Raw genomic sequence first — 17,641 nt, 5'->3', positions numbered from 1 at the left:
GGGATACGATGATTCCAGGAGAATATTTGTTAAAAGAAGATACGATCGTTTGTAATCGCCATAAACCGATTACAAAACTGATCGTGACAAATCGTGGAGATCGTCCGATTCAAGTTGGATCTCACTTTCACTTTTTTGAAGTGAACCCGTTTCTTGAATTTGATCGCCAATCGGCATATGGGAAACACTTAAATATTCCAGCAGGGACGGCGGTGCGTTTTGAGCCTGGTGATGCGAAACAAGTGGAATTAGTCCCGTTTTCCGGGGAGCGCCGTGTTTACGGATTGAATAATTTGGTCAACGGACCGCTTGATCGAGATAAGAAAGGGGGAGTAAGTGGATGAGTTTTCAAATGCCGCGAAAACAATATGCGGACATGTTTGGACCGACAACAGGAGATTGTGTCCGTTTAGCGGATACCGATTTATGGATTGAGATTGAAAATGATTTCACCGTTTATGGTGATGAAGTGAAATTTGGCGGCGGAAAAGTCATTCGCGATGGAATGGGGCAACATCCGCTTGCCACGCGTGCGGAATCGGTAGATTTAGTGCTGACAAACGCGATTATTGTAGACTATACGGGAATTTATAAAGCAGATATTGGGATTAAAGATGGCAAGATTGCCGCGATCGGGAAAGCGGGCAATCCGCTGTTAATGGATGGAGTCAATATTATCATCGGAGCATCGACAGAAATTATTGCAGCGGAAGGAAAAATTGTCACCGCAGGGGGAATTGACGCCCATATTCATTTTATTTGTCCGCAACAAATCGAAACAGCCTTGTCATCGGGGATCACGACAATGATCGGCGGCGGAACAGGACCGGCGACAGGCACAAATGCGACGACGTGTACTCCCGGGGAATGGAACATCCATCGCATGTTGGAAGCGGCCGAAGCGTTTCCGATGAACCTTGGATTTTTAGGAAAAGGCAACGCATCGGCGAAAGAGCCGTTGGCGGAACAAATTCGTGCGGGAGCCATTGGCTTAAAGCTTCATGAAGATTGGGGGACAACAGCGGCGGCCATTGATGCGAGTTTGCAGGTCGCGGACGAATATGATGTGCAAGTGGCGATTCATACCGATACGCTGAATGAAGGGGGATTTGTCGAAGATACGTTACGGGCGATTAACGGGCGCGTCATTCACACATATCATACGGAAGGAGCGGGCGGGGGACATGCGCCGGATATTATTAAAGTAGCGAGTTTTCCAAATATATTGCCTTCTTCTACAAATCCAACGCGACCTTATACAAAAAATACGTTAGATGAGCATTTAGATATGCTGATGGTTTGTCATCACTTAGACCCGTCTGTCCCGGAAGATATTGCATTTGCTGACTCGCGCATTCGTAAAGAAACGATTGCGGCGGAAGATATTCTCCATGATTTAGGCGTTTTTAGCATGATCAGCTCTGATTCGCAAGCGATGGGACGCGTCGGAGAAGTGATTTTGCGAACGTGGCAAACGGCGGATAAGATGAAGAAACAATTTGGAAGACTGCCAGAAGAAAAAGGAAGAGGTGATAATTTTCGAGTGAAGCGTTACATTGCCAAATATACGATTAATCCGGCGCTTACCCATGGGATTGCGAAGTACGTCGGATCGATCGAAGTGGGCAAATTAGCCGATTTAGTCGTTTGGCATCCTGCATTTTTTGGTGTAAAACCGGAACTTGTTTTGAAAGGTGGAATGATTGCCTATAGCGTAATGGGAGATCCAAATGCCAGCATTCCGACTCCGCAGCCGGTCATGTATCGACCGATGTTTGCAAGTTATGGAAAAGCTTTATATAGAACTTCTATTACATTTGTATCGAAAACAGCTTTTGAACTTGGAATCTCGCAACAACTTAATTTACAAAAAATGATTCAACCGGTAGAGCACATTCGCAACTTGTCGAAAAATGATATGGTGTATAACAGTGCGATGCCAAAGATTGATGTCGACCCGCAAACGTACGAGGTAAGAGTCGATGGAACACTTATTACGTGTGAACCAGCCGAAGTTGTTCCAATGGCTCAACGATATTTTTTATTTTGAGGTGATAAGAAAATGATTGTAGAAAAAATAGTCGGAAATATTAAAAAGTTAGACCAATTACCCCCGCATATAGAGCGAGTATATTTAAGTAGCGATGATTTAGTCAAACGAATCCAACGCGTTGTCACCGACCATGGCAGAGAATTAGGGATTCGTTTAAAGGATGCAAAGGAATTGACCGATGGCGATATCTTATTTATGGATGAGAAAAATATGATTGTTGTGAGCGTGTTGCCTGATGATTTGCTTGTCATTCGGCCCACATCAATGAAACAGATGGGAGAAATTGCGCATCAGCTTGGGAATCGTCATTTGCCTGCTCAATTCGAAGGGGAGGAAATGCTCGTTCAATATGACTACTTAGTAGAAGAGCTGCTAAAACAATTACATATCCCATATCAGAGGGAAAAACGAAAAGTAAAGCAAGCATTTCGCCATATAGGACATAGCCATGCTGGATAAGATGGATAAGCTGTTGCCTTTATTGCAGCTGTGTGATTCGAACTTTCCTTCCGGAGCATTTTCTCATTCCTTTGGTTTTGAAACGTATATTTCCAATGAAAAAATCAATAACTATGAAACGTTTCGCGATGCGCTCTGTGCTTATATTCAAACGCAACTGACGTATACCGATGGATTGGCGTGCCGGTTAACGTACGATTTTTTAGAGGAAAAATCGAAAGAGGATGTATGGCGGTTAAATGAAATGTTGGCTGCGCTTTGCCTGGCGAGAGAAACAAGAGAAGGAACGCGGATGATCGGGGAGCGAATGTGGAAAATTTGCCGCGAAATCTATCCTTTTGACATATGGAATGATGATAAAAAGAAACGTGGGTATATGCATCCTGCTCTTGTTTTCGCCATAGTTTGCTATCATTTGGAAATACCGAAAGATACGACGGTTTTATCGTATTTGTATACTTCTGTCCAAGCTCTTGTTCAAAATGCGGTTCGCGGTATTCCGCTCGGCCAGACCGATGGGCAACGGCTGCTCGTTTTCGTACAACCGCATTTGATAAAAGCGGTACAGAAGATCCATACGTTAACAGAAGAGGAGTTAGGAGCTACAGCGCCGGGATTGGAAATTGCGCAAATGCAGCATGAACAACTTTCCGTTCGCTTATTTATGTCTTAATTTTTCGAAAAGGAGATGAAATGGAGATGGAACCAGTAAGAATAGGAATCGGCGGACCGGTTGGAGCTGGAAAAACGATGCTTGTCGAAAAACTTACTCGGGCGTTGCACCGTGAATTCAGCCTGGCAGTAGTAACAAATGATATATATACAAAAGAAGATGCGCAGTTTTTAGTGAAACATAGTGTGTTGCCGGAAGATCGGATTATTGGCGTGGAGACCGGAGGATGTCCACATACAGCCATTCGTGAGGATGCTTCGATGAATTTTGCGGCGATTGACGAGTTAAAAGAACGTCACCCGGATGTAGAAATTATTTTTATCGAAAGCGGCGGCGATAATTTGGCCGCCACATTCAGTCCGGAGCTCGTTGACTTCTCTATTTATGTGATTGATGTAGCGCAAGGGGAAAAAATTCCACGCAAAGGTGGACAAGGAATGATTAAATCCGACTTGTTGGTTATTAATAAAATCGACCTCGCCCCTTATGTAGGAGCAATTTTAGAGGTGATGGAGCGCGATGCAAAAGCGGCGCGCGGAACAAAACCAGTTATTTTCACCAATTTAAAAGAAGAGATTGGATTAGCGGAAGTAGTGGAGTGGATTAAAAAACAAGTGATGTTGGTAGGGTTAGAAGAATGAGCTGGTCAGGACTGTTGCAGTGTACGGCTGTGGAGAAAAACGGCCGTACGGTTATTTCCGATTGCTATTATGAAGGAGCGTTGAAGTTGACCCGGCCGGTATACCTTCATCCGTCTCAGCCGACGATTTACTTGATTCATGTAGGGGGAGGGTATGTAGACGGGGATCGATATAAAACGGAAATAATGTTGCAAGAAGGAGCACATCTGATTGCCACCACCCAATCGGCAACGAAAATATATAAGACAGTCAAGGTGCCGGTACAACAATATACGTCAGTTTACTTGGATGATCAAAGTGTGCTCGAATTTTTTCCCGATCCAGTCATTGCTTATGAAAAAGCTCAATTTTATCAAGAAATGACCGTTTATATGAAAGAAAGTTCTACATTTATTTATGGGGATATTATTACGCCAGGGTGGTCAGAAAGTGGCGAGTTGTTTCGCTACGATTGGATCCGCTCTAAATTAAAGATATATTATGAGGACAATTTAAAGTTGTTTGATCATCTCTATTTAGAGACAAGCACAGGGATGACAGGAATTTTTCAGATGGAAGGATATACTCATTTTGGTTCGCTTTTTGTGATTAGCCCTTTTATGACACAGGATCTTCTTCAAAAATTTGAATCGATGGCAGCGCGTTTTCCTGCTTCTGTACACCTTGGCTGGTCCATCCCTATGATCCCTGGATTGGTTATTCGTGTTTTGGCCCATGAAACGCATGCTATTGAAACGATTTTTCAAATGATTCATCAGTTTATTCGCGAAGAATGTTTTCAAGAGGAACCTATTTTTCTGCGAAAGTACTAAAAAGATAAGGAGATGGAGTGTTGGTGAGTACCGTATTACCGATTTTACTTTTTGGATTTGTCTTAGGCATCAAACATGCAACCGAACCGGATCATGTCATTGCTGTATCCACCATTGCCAGCCGAACAAATAAGCTTTCGCTTTCATCGCTTGCAGGGGTTTTTTGGGGGATCGGCCATACCGTAACCCTGTTTGTCATTGGCATGGTTATAATAGGGATGGAGCAACAAATACCAGAAACCACAGCAATGTGGCTGGAACTAGTCGTTGGAGTGATGATCGTAGTCTTAGGAATTACAAGCTTTCGTTCCGCTTATATGATTCCTATTAGAAAAGAAATGAATATAAACCATCTGCATTTAAAGTCGACCTTAATTGGAATTATTCATGGATTAGCCGGCAGTGCCGGGATGGTGCTTTTAACGTTAACAACTGTTGATAATCGATGGCAGGCGCTGCTGTTTATACTCATATTTGGCGTAGGAACGATCATTGGCATGATGTTATTCACTACTTTTCTAGGGCTTCCGTTCATCTGGATGAAACAGAAGCAAACGATTTATCAGTTCATTGTAAAAGTAGTTTCGCTAATTAGTATCATATATGGCTTATACTATATGTATAAAATTGGTATAGAAGAAGGACTGTTATTTTAAACAAATACACCATCCCCGTCTTTCTAAAGAGAGAAGGGGATGGTTTTTAGCGAACGGTGCCAGGCACTGTTCGTAAAAAGAATCAGAGCAATTTCGCCCTGATTCTTTCAGATGATTGTTTCGGATGTACCGATCGAACATTAATGTGTTAGTTCTTTTATGCCGGTATTTGCTTTGACGAGAATTTCTTCGTATTTTTTCTCGTCTGCTTTTTTCGACGAGAGGAGCGTACCGACAATAGCCCCGATAAAGCCTAACGGAATGGACACAATTCCTGGGTTTGAAAGTTTGAAAATTGGTTCGCCAACGAGAATGGCTACACCAGGTTCTGGTGCCCAAACGTTCGGGCTAAGCGCTACAAGCAAGAGTGAGCTAAACAAGCCGACGAGCATGCCTGTAATGGCGCCTGTTGTATTAAAGCGCTTCCAAAAGATCGTTAATAAAATGATTGGCAAGTTGGCGCTTGCTGCTACGGCGAACGCTAATGCAACGAGGAATGCCACGTTCATTTTTTGGGCAAATAACGCTAATAAAATGGACAATACGGCAACTCCAACTGATGCCCAACGCGCAGCCAACATTTGCTCTCTTTCTGTTGCTTGCCCATGACGAATAATATGGCTATAAAAGTCGTGGGCAAATGCTGATGCGGCAGATAAAACAAGTCCAGCGACAACCGCTAAAATGGTTGCGAACGCGACCGCAGAAACGAATGCGAACAAGAAGTCGCCGCCTAACGCTTCAGCTAATAATGGCGCAGCCATATTTCCAGCTGGGTTTGCTGCAACGATTTTATCGTAGCCTACAAACGCTGCTGCTCCGAATCCTAAGAAAATCGTCATAACATAGAACAATCCGATAATCCACGTTGCATATACGACTGATTTTCGAGCTGTTGGTGCGTCTTTTACTGTAAAGAAACGAATTAAAATGTGTGGAAGTCCTGCTGTACCTAAGATGAGAGCTAAGTTGAGTGAAATGGTGTCAAGTGGATTTTTAAACTTATTGCCTGGATTTAAAAACGCTTCGCCTAACGGTGTTGCTGTTTTTACTTCTTCAAACATTTTGAAAATGCTAAAATCAAATTTCGCAAATACCATGATGGAAATAATGAACGTACCAACCATCAATAAAACAGCTTTTACAATTTGCACCCAGCTTGTTGCTGTCATTCCGCCGAATACGACATAAATGGTCATCAACGTTCCGACGATTAAGACAGAGTACACATAATCAATACCTAATAAAAGTTTAATGAGGGCACCTGCACCGACAAGTTGTGCAATCATGTAAAAAATAGAAATCGAAACGGTGTTTAATGCTGCCACACCGCGCACTTTTTTATCATCAAAACGTGCAGCGATCATGTCTGCCATCGTATACTTCCCTAAGTTGCGAAGCGGCTCTGCAACGATGTAAAGAACGACAAGATATGCGACGAGGAAGCCGATGCTGTAGAAAAATCCGTCAAAACCAACTAACGCAATCATTCCAGCAATACCTAAAAATGAGGCAGCTGACATGTAGTCTCCGGCGATTGCTAATCCGTTTTGCCAGCCAGTTAATGAACTGTCGGCTGTGTAAAATTCACTCGTTGTTTTTGTTCGTTTAGAAGCAAAGTACGTAATAATAAGCGTTAATGCAACAATCGCTAAAAATAGGGTGAATGCTAATCCGTTCATTACATGTTGCCTCCTTTTACTTCTTGTTTCATTTTTTCAACGATTTCATCAAAACGTGCGGCGCGCTTAGAGTACAACATGCAAAGCACCCATGTCATGATGAATTGAGCGAAAGCAAACACCCAAGCCCAGCTAATGGAGCCGAATGCTGGAGTATTGAGCACAGTTGAATACGATGTTAAAATCGGCAACGTAAAATAAAACGCTAAAAAGAACAATGAGAAAGGTAAAATGAATCCGCGTTTTTCACGCATAAGCTGTTGGAAAGAAGCTGATTGAACGACTTTGCTATAGTCAATCGTTTGCTGTTGAGAAGAAAATTCTTTCAAAGCCATGATTTTAACCCCCTCTTACAAATATTTTTTTGCTTTTGATGGGCAAGATAAAAGTAATGTGATCCTCCTTTCAATTCGTTTTCATAAGTATGACACATGATGTTCACAAGTATGTCACAATTTCATTATACATTTATCTGAAAAATTAGTAAATTAAAAAATTTAAAAAATTAATTGTCATTTAACTATATTTTTATCAGAAAAACAACTGAAATTATTTTTGTAAAATTAAAATAATAATTTATTTTCTGATAAATAAGGTAATTTTCGTGTTTAGAAGGTGAGTTTGTGAAAAAAGAAAAGTAATCGGACTATTTCTTTATTTTTCAACTTTACAAAAAATATCGAATAGTATACAATTTCAGTCGTACAACTTCTGCAACATTCGACAAAAAACAACAAGGAGAGACAGCGGATGAATTTATTCAGAAAGAAACCGATTGATGTCCTTCTGAGAGAAGCAGAAGGAAAAGGGGCATCACTAAAAAAAGAATTAGGTGCATTTGATTTAACGATGCTCGGAATTGGTGCGATCATCGGTACAGGAATTTTCGTACTTACAGGGGTAGCAGCAGCAGAACATGCCGGGCCAGCACTTGTTCTTTCATTTATTCTTTCCGGTCTTGCGTGCGTGTTTGCGGCACTTTGCTATGCAGAATTTGCATCGACTGTTCCGGTATCGGGAAGTGCGTATACGTATAGCTACGCAGCTTTTGGTGAATTAATGGCTTGGATTTTAGGTTGGGACTTAATTTTAGAGTACGGGGTCGCTTCCTCTGCCGTTGCGGTAGGATGGTCCGGTTATTTCCAAGGGTTGTTAGCAGGTTTTGGCATCGAACTTCCGAAAGCACTTACAAACGCTTACGACCCAGCAAAAGGAACATTTATTGACTTACCAGCCATTTTAATCGTTTTACTTATTACGTTCTTATTAACGCGTGGAGTAAGAAAATCGGCTCGCTTTAATGCGGTGATGGTAATTATTAAAGTTGCGGTTATATTATTGTTCCTTGCAGTTGGCGTATGGTATGTGAAGCCAGAAAACTGGACGCCGTTTATGCCGTACGGTTTCTCAGGCGTTGCGACAGGAGCGGCGACAGTATTTTTCGCATACATCGGATTTGACGCCGTTTCTACTGCTGCGGAAGAAGTGAGAAATCCACAACGCAATATGCCAATCGGAATTATCGCATCACTTTTAATTTGTACGTTATTGTACATTGCCGTTTCACTCGTATTAACAGGTATTGTTCCGTATGATCAGCTAGGCGTAAAAAATCCGGTAGCATTTGCTTTAAACTACATCCAACAAGATTGGGTCGCTGGATTTATTTCACTTGGAGCAATTACAGGAATTACAACAGTATTGCTCGTTATGATGTACGGTCAAACTCGTTTATTCTATGCAATTAGCCGTGACGGATTGTTGCCAAAAGTATTTTCACGTGTTAGCCCAGTTAGACAAGTTCCGTTTGTGAACACATGGCTAACAGGTTTATTAGTTGCGTTCTTTGCAGGAGTTGTACCATTAAATAAACTTGCAGAATTAACAAATATCGGAACATTGTTCGCGTTTATCGTCGTTTCAGCGGGTGTTCTTGTTTTACGTAAAACGCAGCCAGATTTAAAACGGGCGTTTAAAACACCACTCGTTCCACTTGTGCCATTATTGGCGGTGGCGTTCTGCGGCTATTTAGTGCTTCAATTGCCGTTAACGACGTGGATCGGTTTCGTGACTTGGTTATTGATTGGTCTTGTGATTTACTTCACCTACGGACGCAAACATAGCACGCTAAACGAAAAAGCTTCTGCTAGCGAATAATGTAAAAAGGTCTTTGCTACATGTTAGCAAAGACCTTTTTACATAGCGTCAAAGTTGACTGTATGGTTGTTTTTTTATATCCTTTTGTTTAATGAAAAAATTTGACATTCAACAAGGGGAAGCATACACGTATGGTGATTACGAATTTAAGGTAGTGAAAATCGAAGGGCGCCATATTCAACTCGTACAAATTACGAAACGGACAGACGTCCCGTTGGTAAGAGAACAAGAAGAAATGATGCAATAATTAGTGCCCCCATCATCGAAAAGACCTTTACTATCGTTGAGTAAAGGTCTTTATTTATGTGCTTGGTCATATTATAATATTGTAGTCTTTGGAGTTCATTCATCACAAGGTCTATGAGATGAGGTGGGTTATGGAAAATTGGATTATACATATTATAGAACAATACGGGTACATCGGCATTCTCTTTTTAATTGCGTTGGAAAACGTATTTCCCCCGATCCCTTCTGAAGTGATTTTAACTTTTGGCGGATTCATGACGACGAAAACGAATTTAACGATCGGTGGCGTAGTAGTTGCATCGACGCTAGGTTCTGTGTTTGGGGCTGCAATCCTTTACGGTGTCGGTTTGTTGATGGATATTGAGCGGCTCGGAAAAATCGTTGACAAATGGGGACATATTCTCCGCCTGACGAAAAAAGATGTCGATCATGCGAATGCTCGCTTTTTAAAATACGGGGTGTGGGCGGTATTTTTATGCCGTTTTATTCCTTTAATAAGAAGTTTAATTTCCATCCCAGCTGGCATGGCGCGCATGAAATTTAGCATCTTTTTATTGTTGACAACGATTGGTACAGCCATTTGGAATATTGTACTCATTAAAATTGGCGCGATGGTTGGCGAATCGTGGGAAAATATTGTCGAGTATATGAACATGTATTCACATGCTGTTTATGCGTTGTTAATCGTTCTTTTTATTGCTTTTATTGTGTGGTTAATGAAAAAGAAAAGAGCTTAAATGAACATCCCCCACTTTCACTTGTCCAAGTGGGGGATTGTTTTATAGTGTCGTATACACGCTTAATACAAGCACCGCAACGAAAACGACGATCATGACGTTAGCGCCGAGTGAAGCGGCGAGTACGGCGCTAAAAAAGCCGAGAATACCAAACCACGGATCGTCTTGGATAAGAAAAATGCCTGGGATAATGAGCGCACCAAGCGTAGCGTATGGTACGTTTCGCAACACGCCGCGCCAAAACGGCGACAAGTCGATGCGATGAAAAAGCGTCAATGGAAGCATGCGCGGAATGTATGTGACGATGCCCATGCCGAGAATGATAAAAATGATGTCACTGCGCATACTCCGTCTCCTTTCCTTTCTCGGCAAGCCATTGGATGACCACAGCCGATACAATCGTGGCGATGACGATCGCCCATCCTTTTGGGACGTTGAGCCATAAGAAGAGCGCGCAGTTCATTAGCCCGGAACTGATCGCGAGCCAAAGCGCTTTTCGCTCTGTTTTGATGGCTGGGACTAACAAGCCGATAAACATCGCATAAAGGGCGACAGATAAGCTTTGTTGTACGTTTTCCGGCAAATATGCGCCGACGATATGTCCGATGGCAGAATTGACGACCCAGCTGCTGTAAGAAATAAAAATAAGCCCGAACATATACGAAGCGGAGACGGTCCCTTCTTTCATCGCAGCGACAGAAAACGTTTCGTCCGTTATGCCGAATGCGTACAACGCTTTTTTCCAAAGCGACTCGCGTTCGGCTTTTTCGTTTAATGATGCCGACATTAAAAAATGGCGAATGTTTAAAATAAATGTCGTTAAAATGATTTCAAATGCGCCTGTCCCAAGAGAAAGTAAATTGAGCGAAATGTATTGCGCCGCCCCCGCAAATACAATCATGCTCATAAGCGTCGTGTCCATAAGCGACAGCCCTGTTGATTTCGCTAACAAACCGAACGTTAGCGCAACAGGCGCATATCCAATCGCAATGGCGATTCCTGATTTTAGCCCATCTCGAAACATATGATCTCCCCTTTCTTTCGTATTTTCTTAAAATTTTTTCTATTTCGCAAGGATATAATTTAAATATGAAACTTTTTTCTTATTTTTCCGTATAGTAAGCTATCCGTTATGAAGGGGATGATAACCATGCTGAAAAAATTGCTTGAGATGCTTTTACACAAAAATATGCACAAGCATCGTTACAGCAGCAGTGACCGTTATACGTACCGTCCGCATCGCCATCCGTCGCAATACGGCTACAAACATTATAAAAAGAAGCATCGTAGCCATAGCGTATTTTCTAGCTTTTTTGGCAGTTCATGATTTTTATTGAAAAGCCGTATCGGGAAGGAACGGTCGTAAACGGGAGATACACGATTGAAGCGCGGCTCGGTGAAGGAAGCTACGGGATAACATATGTGGCGCGCGATGAGGAGACGAACCAGCTTGTCGTTTTAAAACAAATGAAGCGCACGAAAACAAAGAAGCGAATCGCATCGTTTGAACGAGAAGCGCTCATGTTACGAAAGCTAAACCATCCGCAAATTCCAAAGCTATATGATATGTTCGATGTGCGCGGCATTCCGCATCTTGTCATGGAATATATCGATGGAGATACGATCGAAACGCTTATTTTTGAGAAAAAACAAACGTATGGGGAAAAAGAAGCGTTTTCGTTGTTGGCAGATGTGTTGCCGGTCATTCAATACATCCACGCGCACGGCATTGTGCATCGCGATTTGCGTATTCCGAACATCGTTTTTCGTAATGGGATTGTATATGTGCTCGATTTTGGGCTTGCGCGCTTTTTATATGAAAAAAACGAACGGTTGTTCACGCTTGAACAGCGGCTAAGGCGAAGCATCCATGTAAAGAGCGACATATACGCTCTTGGACATTTTTTACTGTTTTTGTTATATTCGGCTTATGAGCCAACAGAGGACAAAGAGAAAAGTTGGGAAGACGAACTTTCCTTGTCAATAGAGGCGCGTTGCGTGTTGCGGCGCATGTTGCAGTTGGATCTGCCGTATGCATCTGTTGCGCAATTGGCGCGCGATGTTGCATACGTGATGAAGTAGGCGTTGTTGACGCCTATTTTTTATGTTTTTCAAATTCGCGTTTCGCACGAATGAATGCGACGAGCTGAATGATCTCGTCTTCCGTTAACGGTTCGCCGTCTACTGTCAGTCGAACCGTCGGGCGAGTGAGCTCAATCGACGGTTGTTCCTCGTCTGTTGCCCCGAGTAAGTAGTCTGTCGTTGTGCCAAACAACGTCGCCAGCTCCTTGACCGCTTCTAACGACGGCTGGCGATAACCGGACTCATATCCGGCGTATGTGCTTTTTGCGATATTGAGTTGATCGGCAATATATTGCAACGACCATTGCTTTCTTTTTCTTAATTCCGATAATCGTTTTGAAATCATCATGTTTCTCCCCCTTATTGCTGTTCGCGAAATGAATAAAAACACTTGTTATTTCCTTTTTTTCTGAATATAATTGAAGTGAATGTACGCGAATCGCGAACGAATGTATTTATAGTTTACACTACATGACACAAAGAATACAATAGATGACTTAAAATCGCCATATTTGAGGTAAGGTGACGATAATGAAAAACATTTTGTTGCTTGCGACAGGCGGCACAATTGCTTCCGTGCCAAGTGAAGAAGGATTGACACCGAAACTAACCGCAAAAGAATTAACAAGCTACATTACGATTGAAAATCAGCCGTATCATTTAGATAGCCAAATTTTAATGAACATCGATAGCACAAACATGCAGCCGGAGCATTGGCGAGACATTGCGGAGGCGATTTATGAGCAATACGATCGCTATGACGGCTTTGTCGTGACGCACGGAACGGATACGATGGCGTATACGGCAGCTGCGTTGTCATATATGCTTCAAAACGTGAATAAGCCGATTGTATTGACTGGCTCTCAAGTGCCGATCGGCTTTCCGAAAACGGATGCGAAAAAAAATATACGCGATGCGCTTCGCTTTGCGTGCGAAGATGTGAGTGGGGTGTTCGTCGTTTTCGATGGGCGCGTTATTTTAGGTACGCGGGCAGTAAAAATGCGGACGAAAAGCTATGATGCGTTCGAAAGCATTAACCATCCGTACGTCGCTTACATTCATCACGATCGCATCAATTATCAATACGAACTGCCAAAGCCGAGCGGCGAGTTGCAATTTGATCCGTCGCTTTGCCCGGACGTGTTTTTATTGAAGCTTCATCCGGGTACGAAGCCAGAAATATTTGATTACATTCGCCATTTATATCGCGGCGTCATTATCGAAAGTTTTGGAAGCGGCGGTGTGCCGTTTCAAGGGCGCAATTTGTTGCCGAAAATAAAGGAGCTAATTGATGATGGCATGGCCGTTGTCATTACGACGCAATGTTTAGAAGAAGGAGAAGATTTAACATTATATGAAGTTGGGCGAAAAGTGGCGCAAAATACGGTCATTTTATCAGGCGATATGAATACGGAAGCGATCGTACCGAAGCTTATGTGGGCGTTAGGAAAAACGACGAATGTACTTGAAGTGAAAAAGATCATGGAAACGCCAATCGCCAATGACATTACGCCAAAACAAGAAGAAAGTTGGGATGCCTGAACCTCCCGATGGCTAAAGCCACGGGGTTCTTGTGTACAAAAGGGTTTCTCGTACACCTAATTGCAACACGACAAAGTCATCGGGGACAGGCTTAGGGCTGACGATCGTGAAACGAATTATTGAAAACCATGGCGGAACGATTGCGCTTCACGACAGTTCGGAGAAAGGAACGACGTTTGTTATCAGCTTGCCGATTAGGCGATAAAAAGCCAGCTCGCTAGGAGTTGGCTTTTTATTATGACATGCAGGAAAAGAGATGATATTGTCGAATAAAACCATCGAAACCATTGTATGTGAGGTGAATGTATGCCGATTGACCACGATCGTTTGTTTAAAGAGTTGATCCAAACGTTTTTTGAGGAGTTTATCGTTCTCTTTTTTCCAACGATGCATGAGCATATCGACTTTCGCCACGTATCGTTTTTATCGGAGGAGCTGTTTACCGATGTAACGGCAGGGGAGAAATACCGCGTTGATTTGTTGGTCGAAACGAAATTAAAAGGAGAGGATAGCCTCATTATTGTCCATATCGAAAACCAAAGCTACGTCCAACCGTCGTTCCCTGAACGCATGTTTATTTATTTTAGCCGTTTGTTTGAAAAATACCGTAAACATATTGTACCGATTGCTGTATTTAGCTACGATCCGATCCGCGACGAACGATCTACATTTATGATCCACTTTCCTTTTGGCAAAGTCCTCGATTTTCATTTTTTCACTGTGGAACTTCGGAAACAAAACTGGCGCAACTACATCCGCCAAGACAACCCGATCGCCGCTGCATTGTTAAGCAAGATGGGTTATACTGAAAGTGAACGGGTAGAACTGAAAAAACAATTTTTACGCATGCTTGTCCGAATGGAATTAGACGAAGCGAAACAACGGTTATTGTTTGGCTTTTTTGAAACATATGTGAAATTATCAGACGAAGAAGAACGAAGACTGCGAAGCGAGGTGAATGAAATGGAGACGAAAGAAAAAGAACAAGTGATGGAGTTGATTATTTCGTATGAACAAAAGGCGTTGGAAAAGGGAAGAGAAGAAGGGATAGAACAAGGAATCAAACAAGGAATCAAACAAGGAATCAAACAAGGGATGAAGCACCTTGTACAAACGATGGCCAAAAAAGGGATGAGTGTAGAAGATATCGCAAACATCACAGACCTTGCGGAAGATGAAGTGCGTGAGTTGTTAGAAAAGGAATAAGTAATTTGCGCATAATTTCACAACCGTCGTCGACCTCCAATCTTGCAAAAAACCCGGGGGATCGACGACAGTTTAATTTCTACCACTTTGTCAAACGTATCAAGCGACAAAGACCATTGACTGAATTTTCGGATGTATGTATAATGATATTGTATAGCTTTTCCATGTGTTGATATATCAACACTTTTTGGGATTTGTATCGTACCTATGAGGAATTGAAACTTGCTCCTATCGATGCAAACCACGGTGGAGACGGTATCATTTGTATCGTACCTATGAGGAATTGAAACCTTTTTCCTGAGTCAGACTAGTAAGATTTCGAGCAGCAGTTTGTATCGTACCTACAAGAACCAGTATGTTAGGGTCTGGATTTTTTTGTATATACCATTTTACTTTTTCTTTAACATTTGTTATAATATAAGGTAGAGAACATCTTTCTTTCCGATTATGGTAAAGTAAGATGTTTTTTTCGTGGAAATATTGATTTCACAAAGAAATGGAGGGATTTCTGATGAAGAAATACGCCATTGTGTATTGTGAACATCAATTTGGTTCCATGGATGGAAAAACAGCGAATGGGCTTGTGCGCGATTCAGGGCTGTATGAGATCGTTGCAGTCATTGATTCGACAAAAGCTGGTCAAGATGCCGGAGAGGTGCTTGATCAAAAGAAAAATGGCATTCCGATTTGTAAAAACCTTCAAGATGCAATAGCCTCCGCAAAAGAAAAACCGAACTACTTCATCTTAGGAATTGCTCCAGCGAACGCTTTTCTCAAAAAAGAAGAACGCCAAGTAATCATCGAAGCAATGGAAGCAGGCATGCACATCATTAATCCACTTCAAGAGTTTTTAACAGAAGATGAAGAAATGATGACGATGGCGAAGCGATACGGGGTCACGATTCGCGACGTTCGCAAACCGCGTCCGAAAAAAGAATGGACGTTGTTTACGGGACGTATTTTGCAAGTGAAAACGCCAATTGTGGCGGTGCTCGGGACAGACGGAGCGTGCGGAAAGCGAACAACGGCGATGATCGTTGATAAAGCATTACAAAAGCGCGGCTATAAAACTGCATTCGTTGCGACAGGGCAAACGGGCTTAATTCAAGGCGCTTCGTACGGATTTGCGATGGACGCGTTTCCGCTTCAATATATGATCGGTGAACTTGAACGAGAAGTTGTGCGCGCATATGAAACAGAACGTCCAGATATTATTATCGTTGAAGGCCAAGGGGCGCTTAGCCACCCAGCTTACGTCAGCTCGGCTGGCATTTTAAAAGGGGCGCGGCCGCAAGCCGTTATTTTACAACACCCACCGAAGCGAAAAGTGCTTGGTGATTTCCCGTTTGTTGAGATGCCGACGGTAGAAAGTGAAATTGCGTTAATTGAACATTTCGGAAAAACAAAAGTTGTTGCGATTACGTTAAACCATGAAGGAATGACAGATGACGAACTAAAACAAACCATTTACGAATATGAACGAAAATTCCGTATGCCTGTGACTGATGTATTAAAATACGGAGCCGACAAAGTCGTTGATCGTCTCATTGACTATTTCCCATCTCTACAAAAACTTGAGGTGGCGGTGTCATGACGGCGAAAGTCGAAATTGACTTGCGGAAAATTCGTCATAATGCTAAAACGCTGAAAAAATGGTGCGAAGAAAAAGGAATTCAAATGACCGCTGTCATCAAAGGGGTAAACGGAGATATGGAAATTGCCCGCGCCCTTGTCGATAGCGGTATCACAAGTTTAGCGGATACGAAAGTCGAGCGCATCGCAAAATTAAAATCAGCGCAAATTCCAGCAACGTATATGCTTATTCGCACGCCTGCGCTAAGCGGAGTGAGCGAAGTTGTTCGACATGTCGATGTGAGCGCTCAATCGGAAATCGACGTCGTGCGTGCCATCTCTGCAGAAGCGGTGAAGCAAAACAAAACGCATGCGATCATTGTGATGGTCGAGATGGGCGATTTGCGCGAAGGCGTCATGCCGAAAGATGTGCCGGCGTTTATTGAACAAATCTTGCAGTTGCCAAACATTCAAGTGGTCGGCATCGGAGCGAATTTCGCCTGCTTTGGCGGCATTATTCCAACAGAGCAAAAAATGCGTGAGCTTTCGTCACTTGCGAAACATATTCAAAAAGAGTATTCGTTATTTTTACCGTACGTATCCGGTGGCAATTCCGCGAACTATTATTGGTTAAAACAAACGAAAGACGTCGGAGCGATTAACCATCTTCGTTTTGGCGAAGCGATTTTTTTAGGACGCGAGACGATCCGTGGGGCTGCGATCCCTAACTTATATCAAGATGCGTTTTGTTTAGTGGCAGAAGTGATTGAAGTAAAAACGAAGCCGTCTGTTCCGTACGGTGTACAAAGTCGCAATGCATTTGGCGAAACACCGACGTTTCAAGAGCGCGACATGATGAAACGCGCGATTGTCGGCATCGGCCGCCAAGACGTGTACGTCAACGGATTAACTCCTCTACAACCCGTTCAAATCATTGGCTCAAGCAGCGACCATATGATTGTTGACGCTACATACACCGACATTCAAGTCGGCGACCATCTTCGCTTTGCGGTTGACTACGGTGCGATGATTTCGCTCATGACGTCCCCGCACGTTCAAAAAACGTATGTACAAACAGATGAAAAAAACGGTCGTTTTCCGACAAAAACGTCGGCGTAAACAA

Annotated in this window: 21 protein-coding genes and 1 pseudogene; 17 read left to right on the top strand and 5 right to left on the bottom strand. The window is 42.7% G+C overall.

Annotation, left to right across the window (positions count from 1 at the left end):
• Positions 1-8: 8 nt before the first annotated feature.
• From NSQ23_RS10800 to NSQ23_RS10770, 7 genes are read left to right on the top strand one after another with little or no spacing between them, the layout of a single operon-like run.
• A complete protein-coding gene (locus tag NSQ23_RS10800) occupies positions 9-344 on the top strand; it encodes an urease subunit beta (protein WP_339170709.1) in 336 nt (111 codons plus the stop codon).
• Positions 341-2,050, top strand: coding sequence for an urease subunit alpha (gene ureC / locus NSQ23_RS10795; RefSeq protein ID WP_064220634.1), 1,710 nt, complete (start codon positions 341-343; stop codon positions 2,048-2,050). Before NSQ23_RS10800 ends, ureC begins: the two co-directional genes overlap by 4 nt.
• 12 nt (positions 2,051-2,062) lie before the next feature.
• Complete coding sequence (gene ureE / locus NSQ23_RS10790; RefSeq protein WP_339170707.1) at positions 2,063-2,512, top strand: urease accessory protein UreE; 450 nt, start codon at positions 2,063-2,065, stop codon at positions 2,510-2,512.
• A 1-nt stretch (position 2,513) separates the two neighbouring features.
• Entirely contained in the window at positions 2,514-3,185 is a 672-nt protein-coding gene (locus NSQ23_RS10785; protein WP_339170706.1) for an urease accessory protein UreF, read from the top strand.
• 26 nt (positions 3,186-3,211) lie between these two features.
• Complete coding sequence (gene ureG, locus NSQ23_RS10780) at positions 3,212-3,826, top strand: urease accessory protein UreG (protein WP_339170705.1); 615 nt, start codon at positions 3,212-3,214, stop codon at positions 3,824-3,826.
• Entirely contained in the window at positions 3,823-4,638 is an 816-nt protein-coding gene (locus NSQ23_RS10775; protein ID WP_064220632.1) for an urease accessory protein UreD, read from the top strand. The genes ureG and NSQ23_RS10775 overlap by 4 nt, the downstream gene beginning before the upstream one ends.
• A 23-nt stretch (positions 4,639-4,661) precedes the next feature.
• Positions 4,662-5,294 (top strand): urease accessory protein UreH, encoded by a 633-nt coding sequence (locus tag NSQ23_RS10770; protein WP_339170704.1) that lies wholly within the window; start codon positions 4,662-4,664, stop codon positions 5,292-5,294.
• 140 nt (positions 5,295-5,434) lie between these two features.
• Here NSQ23_RS10770 and NSQ23_RS10765 read toward each other — a convergent pair whose 3' ends face one another.
• The gene (locus NSQ23_RS10765; protein WP_339170703.1) at positions 5,435-6,976 is read right to left on the bottom strand and encodes a cation acetate symporter; all 1,542 of its coding nucleotides are present in this window, start codon (positions 6,974-6,976) and stop codon (positions 5,435-5,437) included.
• Positions 6,976-7,311 (bottom strand): DUF485 domain-containing protein, encoded by a 336-nt coding sequence (locus NSQ23_RS10760; protein WP_004891560.1) that lies wholly within the window; start codon positions 7,309-7,311, stop codon positions 6,976-6,978. The genes NSQ23_RS10765 and NSQ23_RS10760 overlap by 1 nt, the downstream gene beginning before the upstream one ends.
• Before the next feature lie 415 nt (positions 7,312-7,726).
• Here NSQ23_RS10760 and NSQ23_RS10755 point away from each other — a divergent pair, with 415 nt between their 5' ends.
• From NSQ23_RS10755 to NSQ23_RS10745, 3 genes are all read left to right on the top strand, one after another.
• Positions 7,727-9,133 (top strand): amino acid permease, encoded by a 1,407-nt coding sequence (locus NSQ23_RS10755; protein ID WP_004891557.1) that lies wholly within the window; start codon positions 7,727-7,729, stop codon positions 9,131-9,133.
• 91 nt (positions 9,134-9,224) lie between these two features.
• Entirely contained in the window at positions 9,225-9,380 is a 156-nt protein-coding gene (locus NSQ23_RS10750) for a hypothetical protein (protein ID WP_339170702.1), read from the top strand.
• Between the two features lie 130 nt (positions 9,381-9,510).
• The gene (locus tag NSQ23_RS10745) at positions 9,511-10,116 is read left to right on the top strand and encodes a DedA family protein (protein WP_339170700.1); all 606 of its coding nucleotides are present in this window, start codon (positions 9,511-9,513) and stop codon (positions 10,114-10,116) included.
• A gap of 42 nt (positions 10,117-10,158) precedes the next feature.
• Here the strand turns inward: NSQ23_RS10745 and NSQ23_RS10740 are convergent, their stop codons facing one another.
• Positions 10,159-10,461 (bottom strand): AzlD domain-containing protein, encoded by a 303-nt coding sequence (locus NSQ23_RS10740; protein WP_004891553.1) that lies wholly within the window; start codon positions 10,459-10,461, stop codon positions 10,159-10,161.
• Entirely contained in the window at positions 10,451-11,140 is a 690-nt protein-coding gene (locus NSQ23_RS10735; protein WP_339170699.1) for an AzlC family ABC transporter permease, read from the bottom strand. Before NSQ23_RS10735 ends, NSQ23_RS10740 begins: the two co-directional genes overlap by 11 nt.
• A gap of 126 nt (positions 11,141-11,266) precedes the next feature.
• Between NSQ23_RS10735 and NSQ23_RS10730 the strand changes: the two genes are divergently transcribed.
• Entirely contained in the window at positions 11,267-11,443 is a 177-nt protein-coding gene (locus NSQ23_RS10730) for a hypothetical protein (RefSeq protein ID WP_003399256.1), read from the top strand.
• Complete coding sequence (locus tag NSQ23_RS10725) at positions 11,440-12,198, top strand: serine/threonine-protein kinase (protein ID WP_339170697.1); 759 nt, start codon at positions 11,440-11,442, stop codon at positions 12,196-12,198. The genes NSQ23_RS10730 and NSQ23_RS10725 overlap by 4 nt, the downstream gene beginning before the upstream one ends.
• Before the next feature lie 13 nt (positions 12,199-12,211).
• On the opposite strand, the gene NSQ23_RS10720 is transcribed toward NSQ23_RS10725, so the two are convergent.
• On the bottom strand, positions 12,212-12,544 hold the full coding sequence (locus tag NSQ23_RS10720) for a helix-turn-helix transcriptional regulator (protein WP_339174390.1): 333 nt from the start codon (positions 12,542-12,544) through the stop codon (positions 12,212-12,214).
• A 185-nt stretch (positions 12,545-12,729) separates the two neighbouring features.
• Here NSQ23_RS10720 and NSQ23_RS10715 point away from each other — a divergent pair, with 185 nt between their 5' ends.
• The 5 genes and pseudogenes from NSQ23_RS10715 (at position 12,730) to NSQ23_RS10695 (ending at position 17,637) form a co-directional block, all read left to right on the top strand.
• On the top strand, positions 12,730-13,740 hold the full coding sequence (locus NSQ23_RS10715) for an asparaginase (RefSeq protein WP_339170695.1): 1,011 nt from the start codon (positions 12,730-12,732) through the stop codon (positions 13,738-13,740).
• Between the two features lie 67 nt (positions 13,741-13,807).
• A pseudogene (locus NSQ23_RS10710) lies at positions 13,808-13,945 on the top strand (ATP-binding protein); the annotation flags it as partial.
• Positions 13,946-14,046: 101 nt separating this feature from the next.
• On the top strand, positions 14,047-14,946 hold the full coding sequence (locus NSQ23_RS10705; protein WP_339170693.1) for an Rpn family recombination-promoting nuclease/putative transposase: 900 nt from the start codon (positions 14,047-14,049) through the stop codon (positions 14,944-14,946).
• Positions 14,947-15,457: 511 nt separating this feature from the next.
• Positions 15,458-16,540: a DUF1611 domain-containing protein gene (locus tag NSQ23_RS10700; protein ID WP_035018798.1), complete on the top strand. Its 1,083-nt coding sequence runs from the start codon at positions 15,458-15,460 to the stop codon at positions 16,538-16,540.
• Positions 16,537-17,637, top strand: coding sequence for an alanine/ornithine racemase family PLP-dependent enzyme (locus tag NSQ23_RS10695; RefSeq protein ID WP_339170691.1), 1,101 nt, complete (start codon positions 16,537-16,539; stop codon positions 17,635-17,637). The genes NSQ23_RS10700 and NSQ23_RS10695 overlap by 4 nt, the downstream gene beginning before the upstream one ends.
• Positions 17,638-17,641 lie beyond the last annotated feature (4 nt).

It is taken from the genome of Anoxybacillus sp. FSL W8-1294 (assembly GCF_037965005.1).
In the GTDB taxonomy this organism is placed as follows: domain Bacteria; phylum Bacillota; class Bacilli; order Bacillales; family Anoxybacillaceae; genus Anoxybacillus; species Anoxybacillus flavithermus_G.
The sequence above is the reverse complement of the archived record's forward strand: the minus strand, read 5'-3'. Positions and strand labels throughout refer to the sequence as shown.

Coding starts and splice junctions, on each gene's coding strand:
- NSQ23_RS10740 (WP_004891553.1), bottom strand. CDS start 10,461: ATGCGCAGTGACATCATTTTTATCATTCTCGGCATGGGCATCGTCACA.
- NSQ23_RS10695 (WP_339170691.1), top strand. CDS start 16,537: ATGACGGCGAAAGTCGAAATTGACTTGCGGAAAATTCGTCATAATGCT.
- NSQ23_RS10720 (WP_339174390.1), bottom strand. CDS start 12,544: ATGATTTCAAAACGATTATCGGAATTAAGAAAAAGAAAGCAATGGTCG.
- ureG (WP_339170705.1), top strand. CDS start 3,212: ATGGAACCAGTAAGAATAGGAATCGGCGGACCGGTTGGAGCTGGAAAA.
- ureE (WP_339170707.1), top strand. CDS start 2,063: ATGATTGTAGAAAAAATAGTCGGAAATATTAAAAAGTTAGACCAATTA.
- NSQ23_RS10705 (WP_339170693.1), top strand. CDS start 14,047: ATGCCGATTGACCACGATCGTTTGTTTAAAGAGTTGATCCAAACGTTT.
- NSQ23_RS10700 (WP_035018798.1), top strand. CDS start 15,458: ATGAAGAAATACGCCATTGTGTATTGTGAACATCAATTTGGTTCCATG.
- ureC (WP_064220634.1), top strand. CDS start 341: ATGAGTTTTCAAATGCCGCGAAAACAATATGCGGACATGTTTGGACCG.
- NSQ23_RS10785 (WP_339170706.1), top strand. CDS start 2,514: ATGGATAAGCTGTTGCCTTTATTGCAGCTGTGTGATTCGAACTTTCCT.
- NSQ23_RS10800 (WP_339170709.1), top strand. CDS start 9: ATGATTCCAGGAGAATATTTGTTAAAAGAAGATACGATCGTTTGTAAT.
- NSQ23_RS10730 (WP_003399256.1), top strand. CDS start 11,267: ATGCTGAAAAAATTGCTTGAGATGCTTTTACACAAAAATATGCACAAG.
- NSQ23_RS10750 (WP_339170702.1), top strand. CDS start 9,225: ATGAAAAAATTTGACATTCAACAAGGGGAAGCATACACGTATGGTGAT.
- NSQ23_RS10735 (WP_339170699.1), bottom strand. CDS start 11,140: ATGTTTCGAGATGGGCTAAAATCAGGAATCGCCATTGCGATTGGATAT.
- NSQ23_RS10745 (WP_339170700.1), top strand. CDS start 9,511: ATGGAAAATTGGATTATACATATTATAGAACAATACGGGTACATCGGC.
- NSQ23_RS10760 (WP_004891560.1), bottom strand. CDS start 7,311: ATGGCTTTGAAAGAATTTTCTTCTCAACAGCAAACGATTGACTATAGC.
- NSQ23_RS10775 (WP_064220632.1), top strand. CDS start 3,823: ATGAGCTGGTCAGGACTGTTGCAGTGTACGGCTGTGGAGAAAAACGGC.
- NSQ23_RS10765 (WP_339170703.1), bottom strand. CDS start 6,976: ATGAACGGATTAGCATTCACCCTATTTTTAGCGATTGTTGCATTAACG.
- NSQ23_RS10715 (WP_339170695.1), top strand. CDS start 12,730: ATGAAAAACATTTTGTTGCTTGCGACAGGCGGCACAATTGCTTCCGTG.
- NSQ23_RS10725 (WP_339170697.1), top strand. CDS start 11,440: ATGATTTTTATTGAAAAGCCGTATCGGGAAGGAACGGTCGTAAACGGG.
- NSQ23_RS10755 (WP_004891557.1), top strand. CDS start 7,727: ATGAATTTATTCAGAAAGAAACCGATTGATGTCCTTCTGAGAGAAGCA.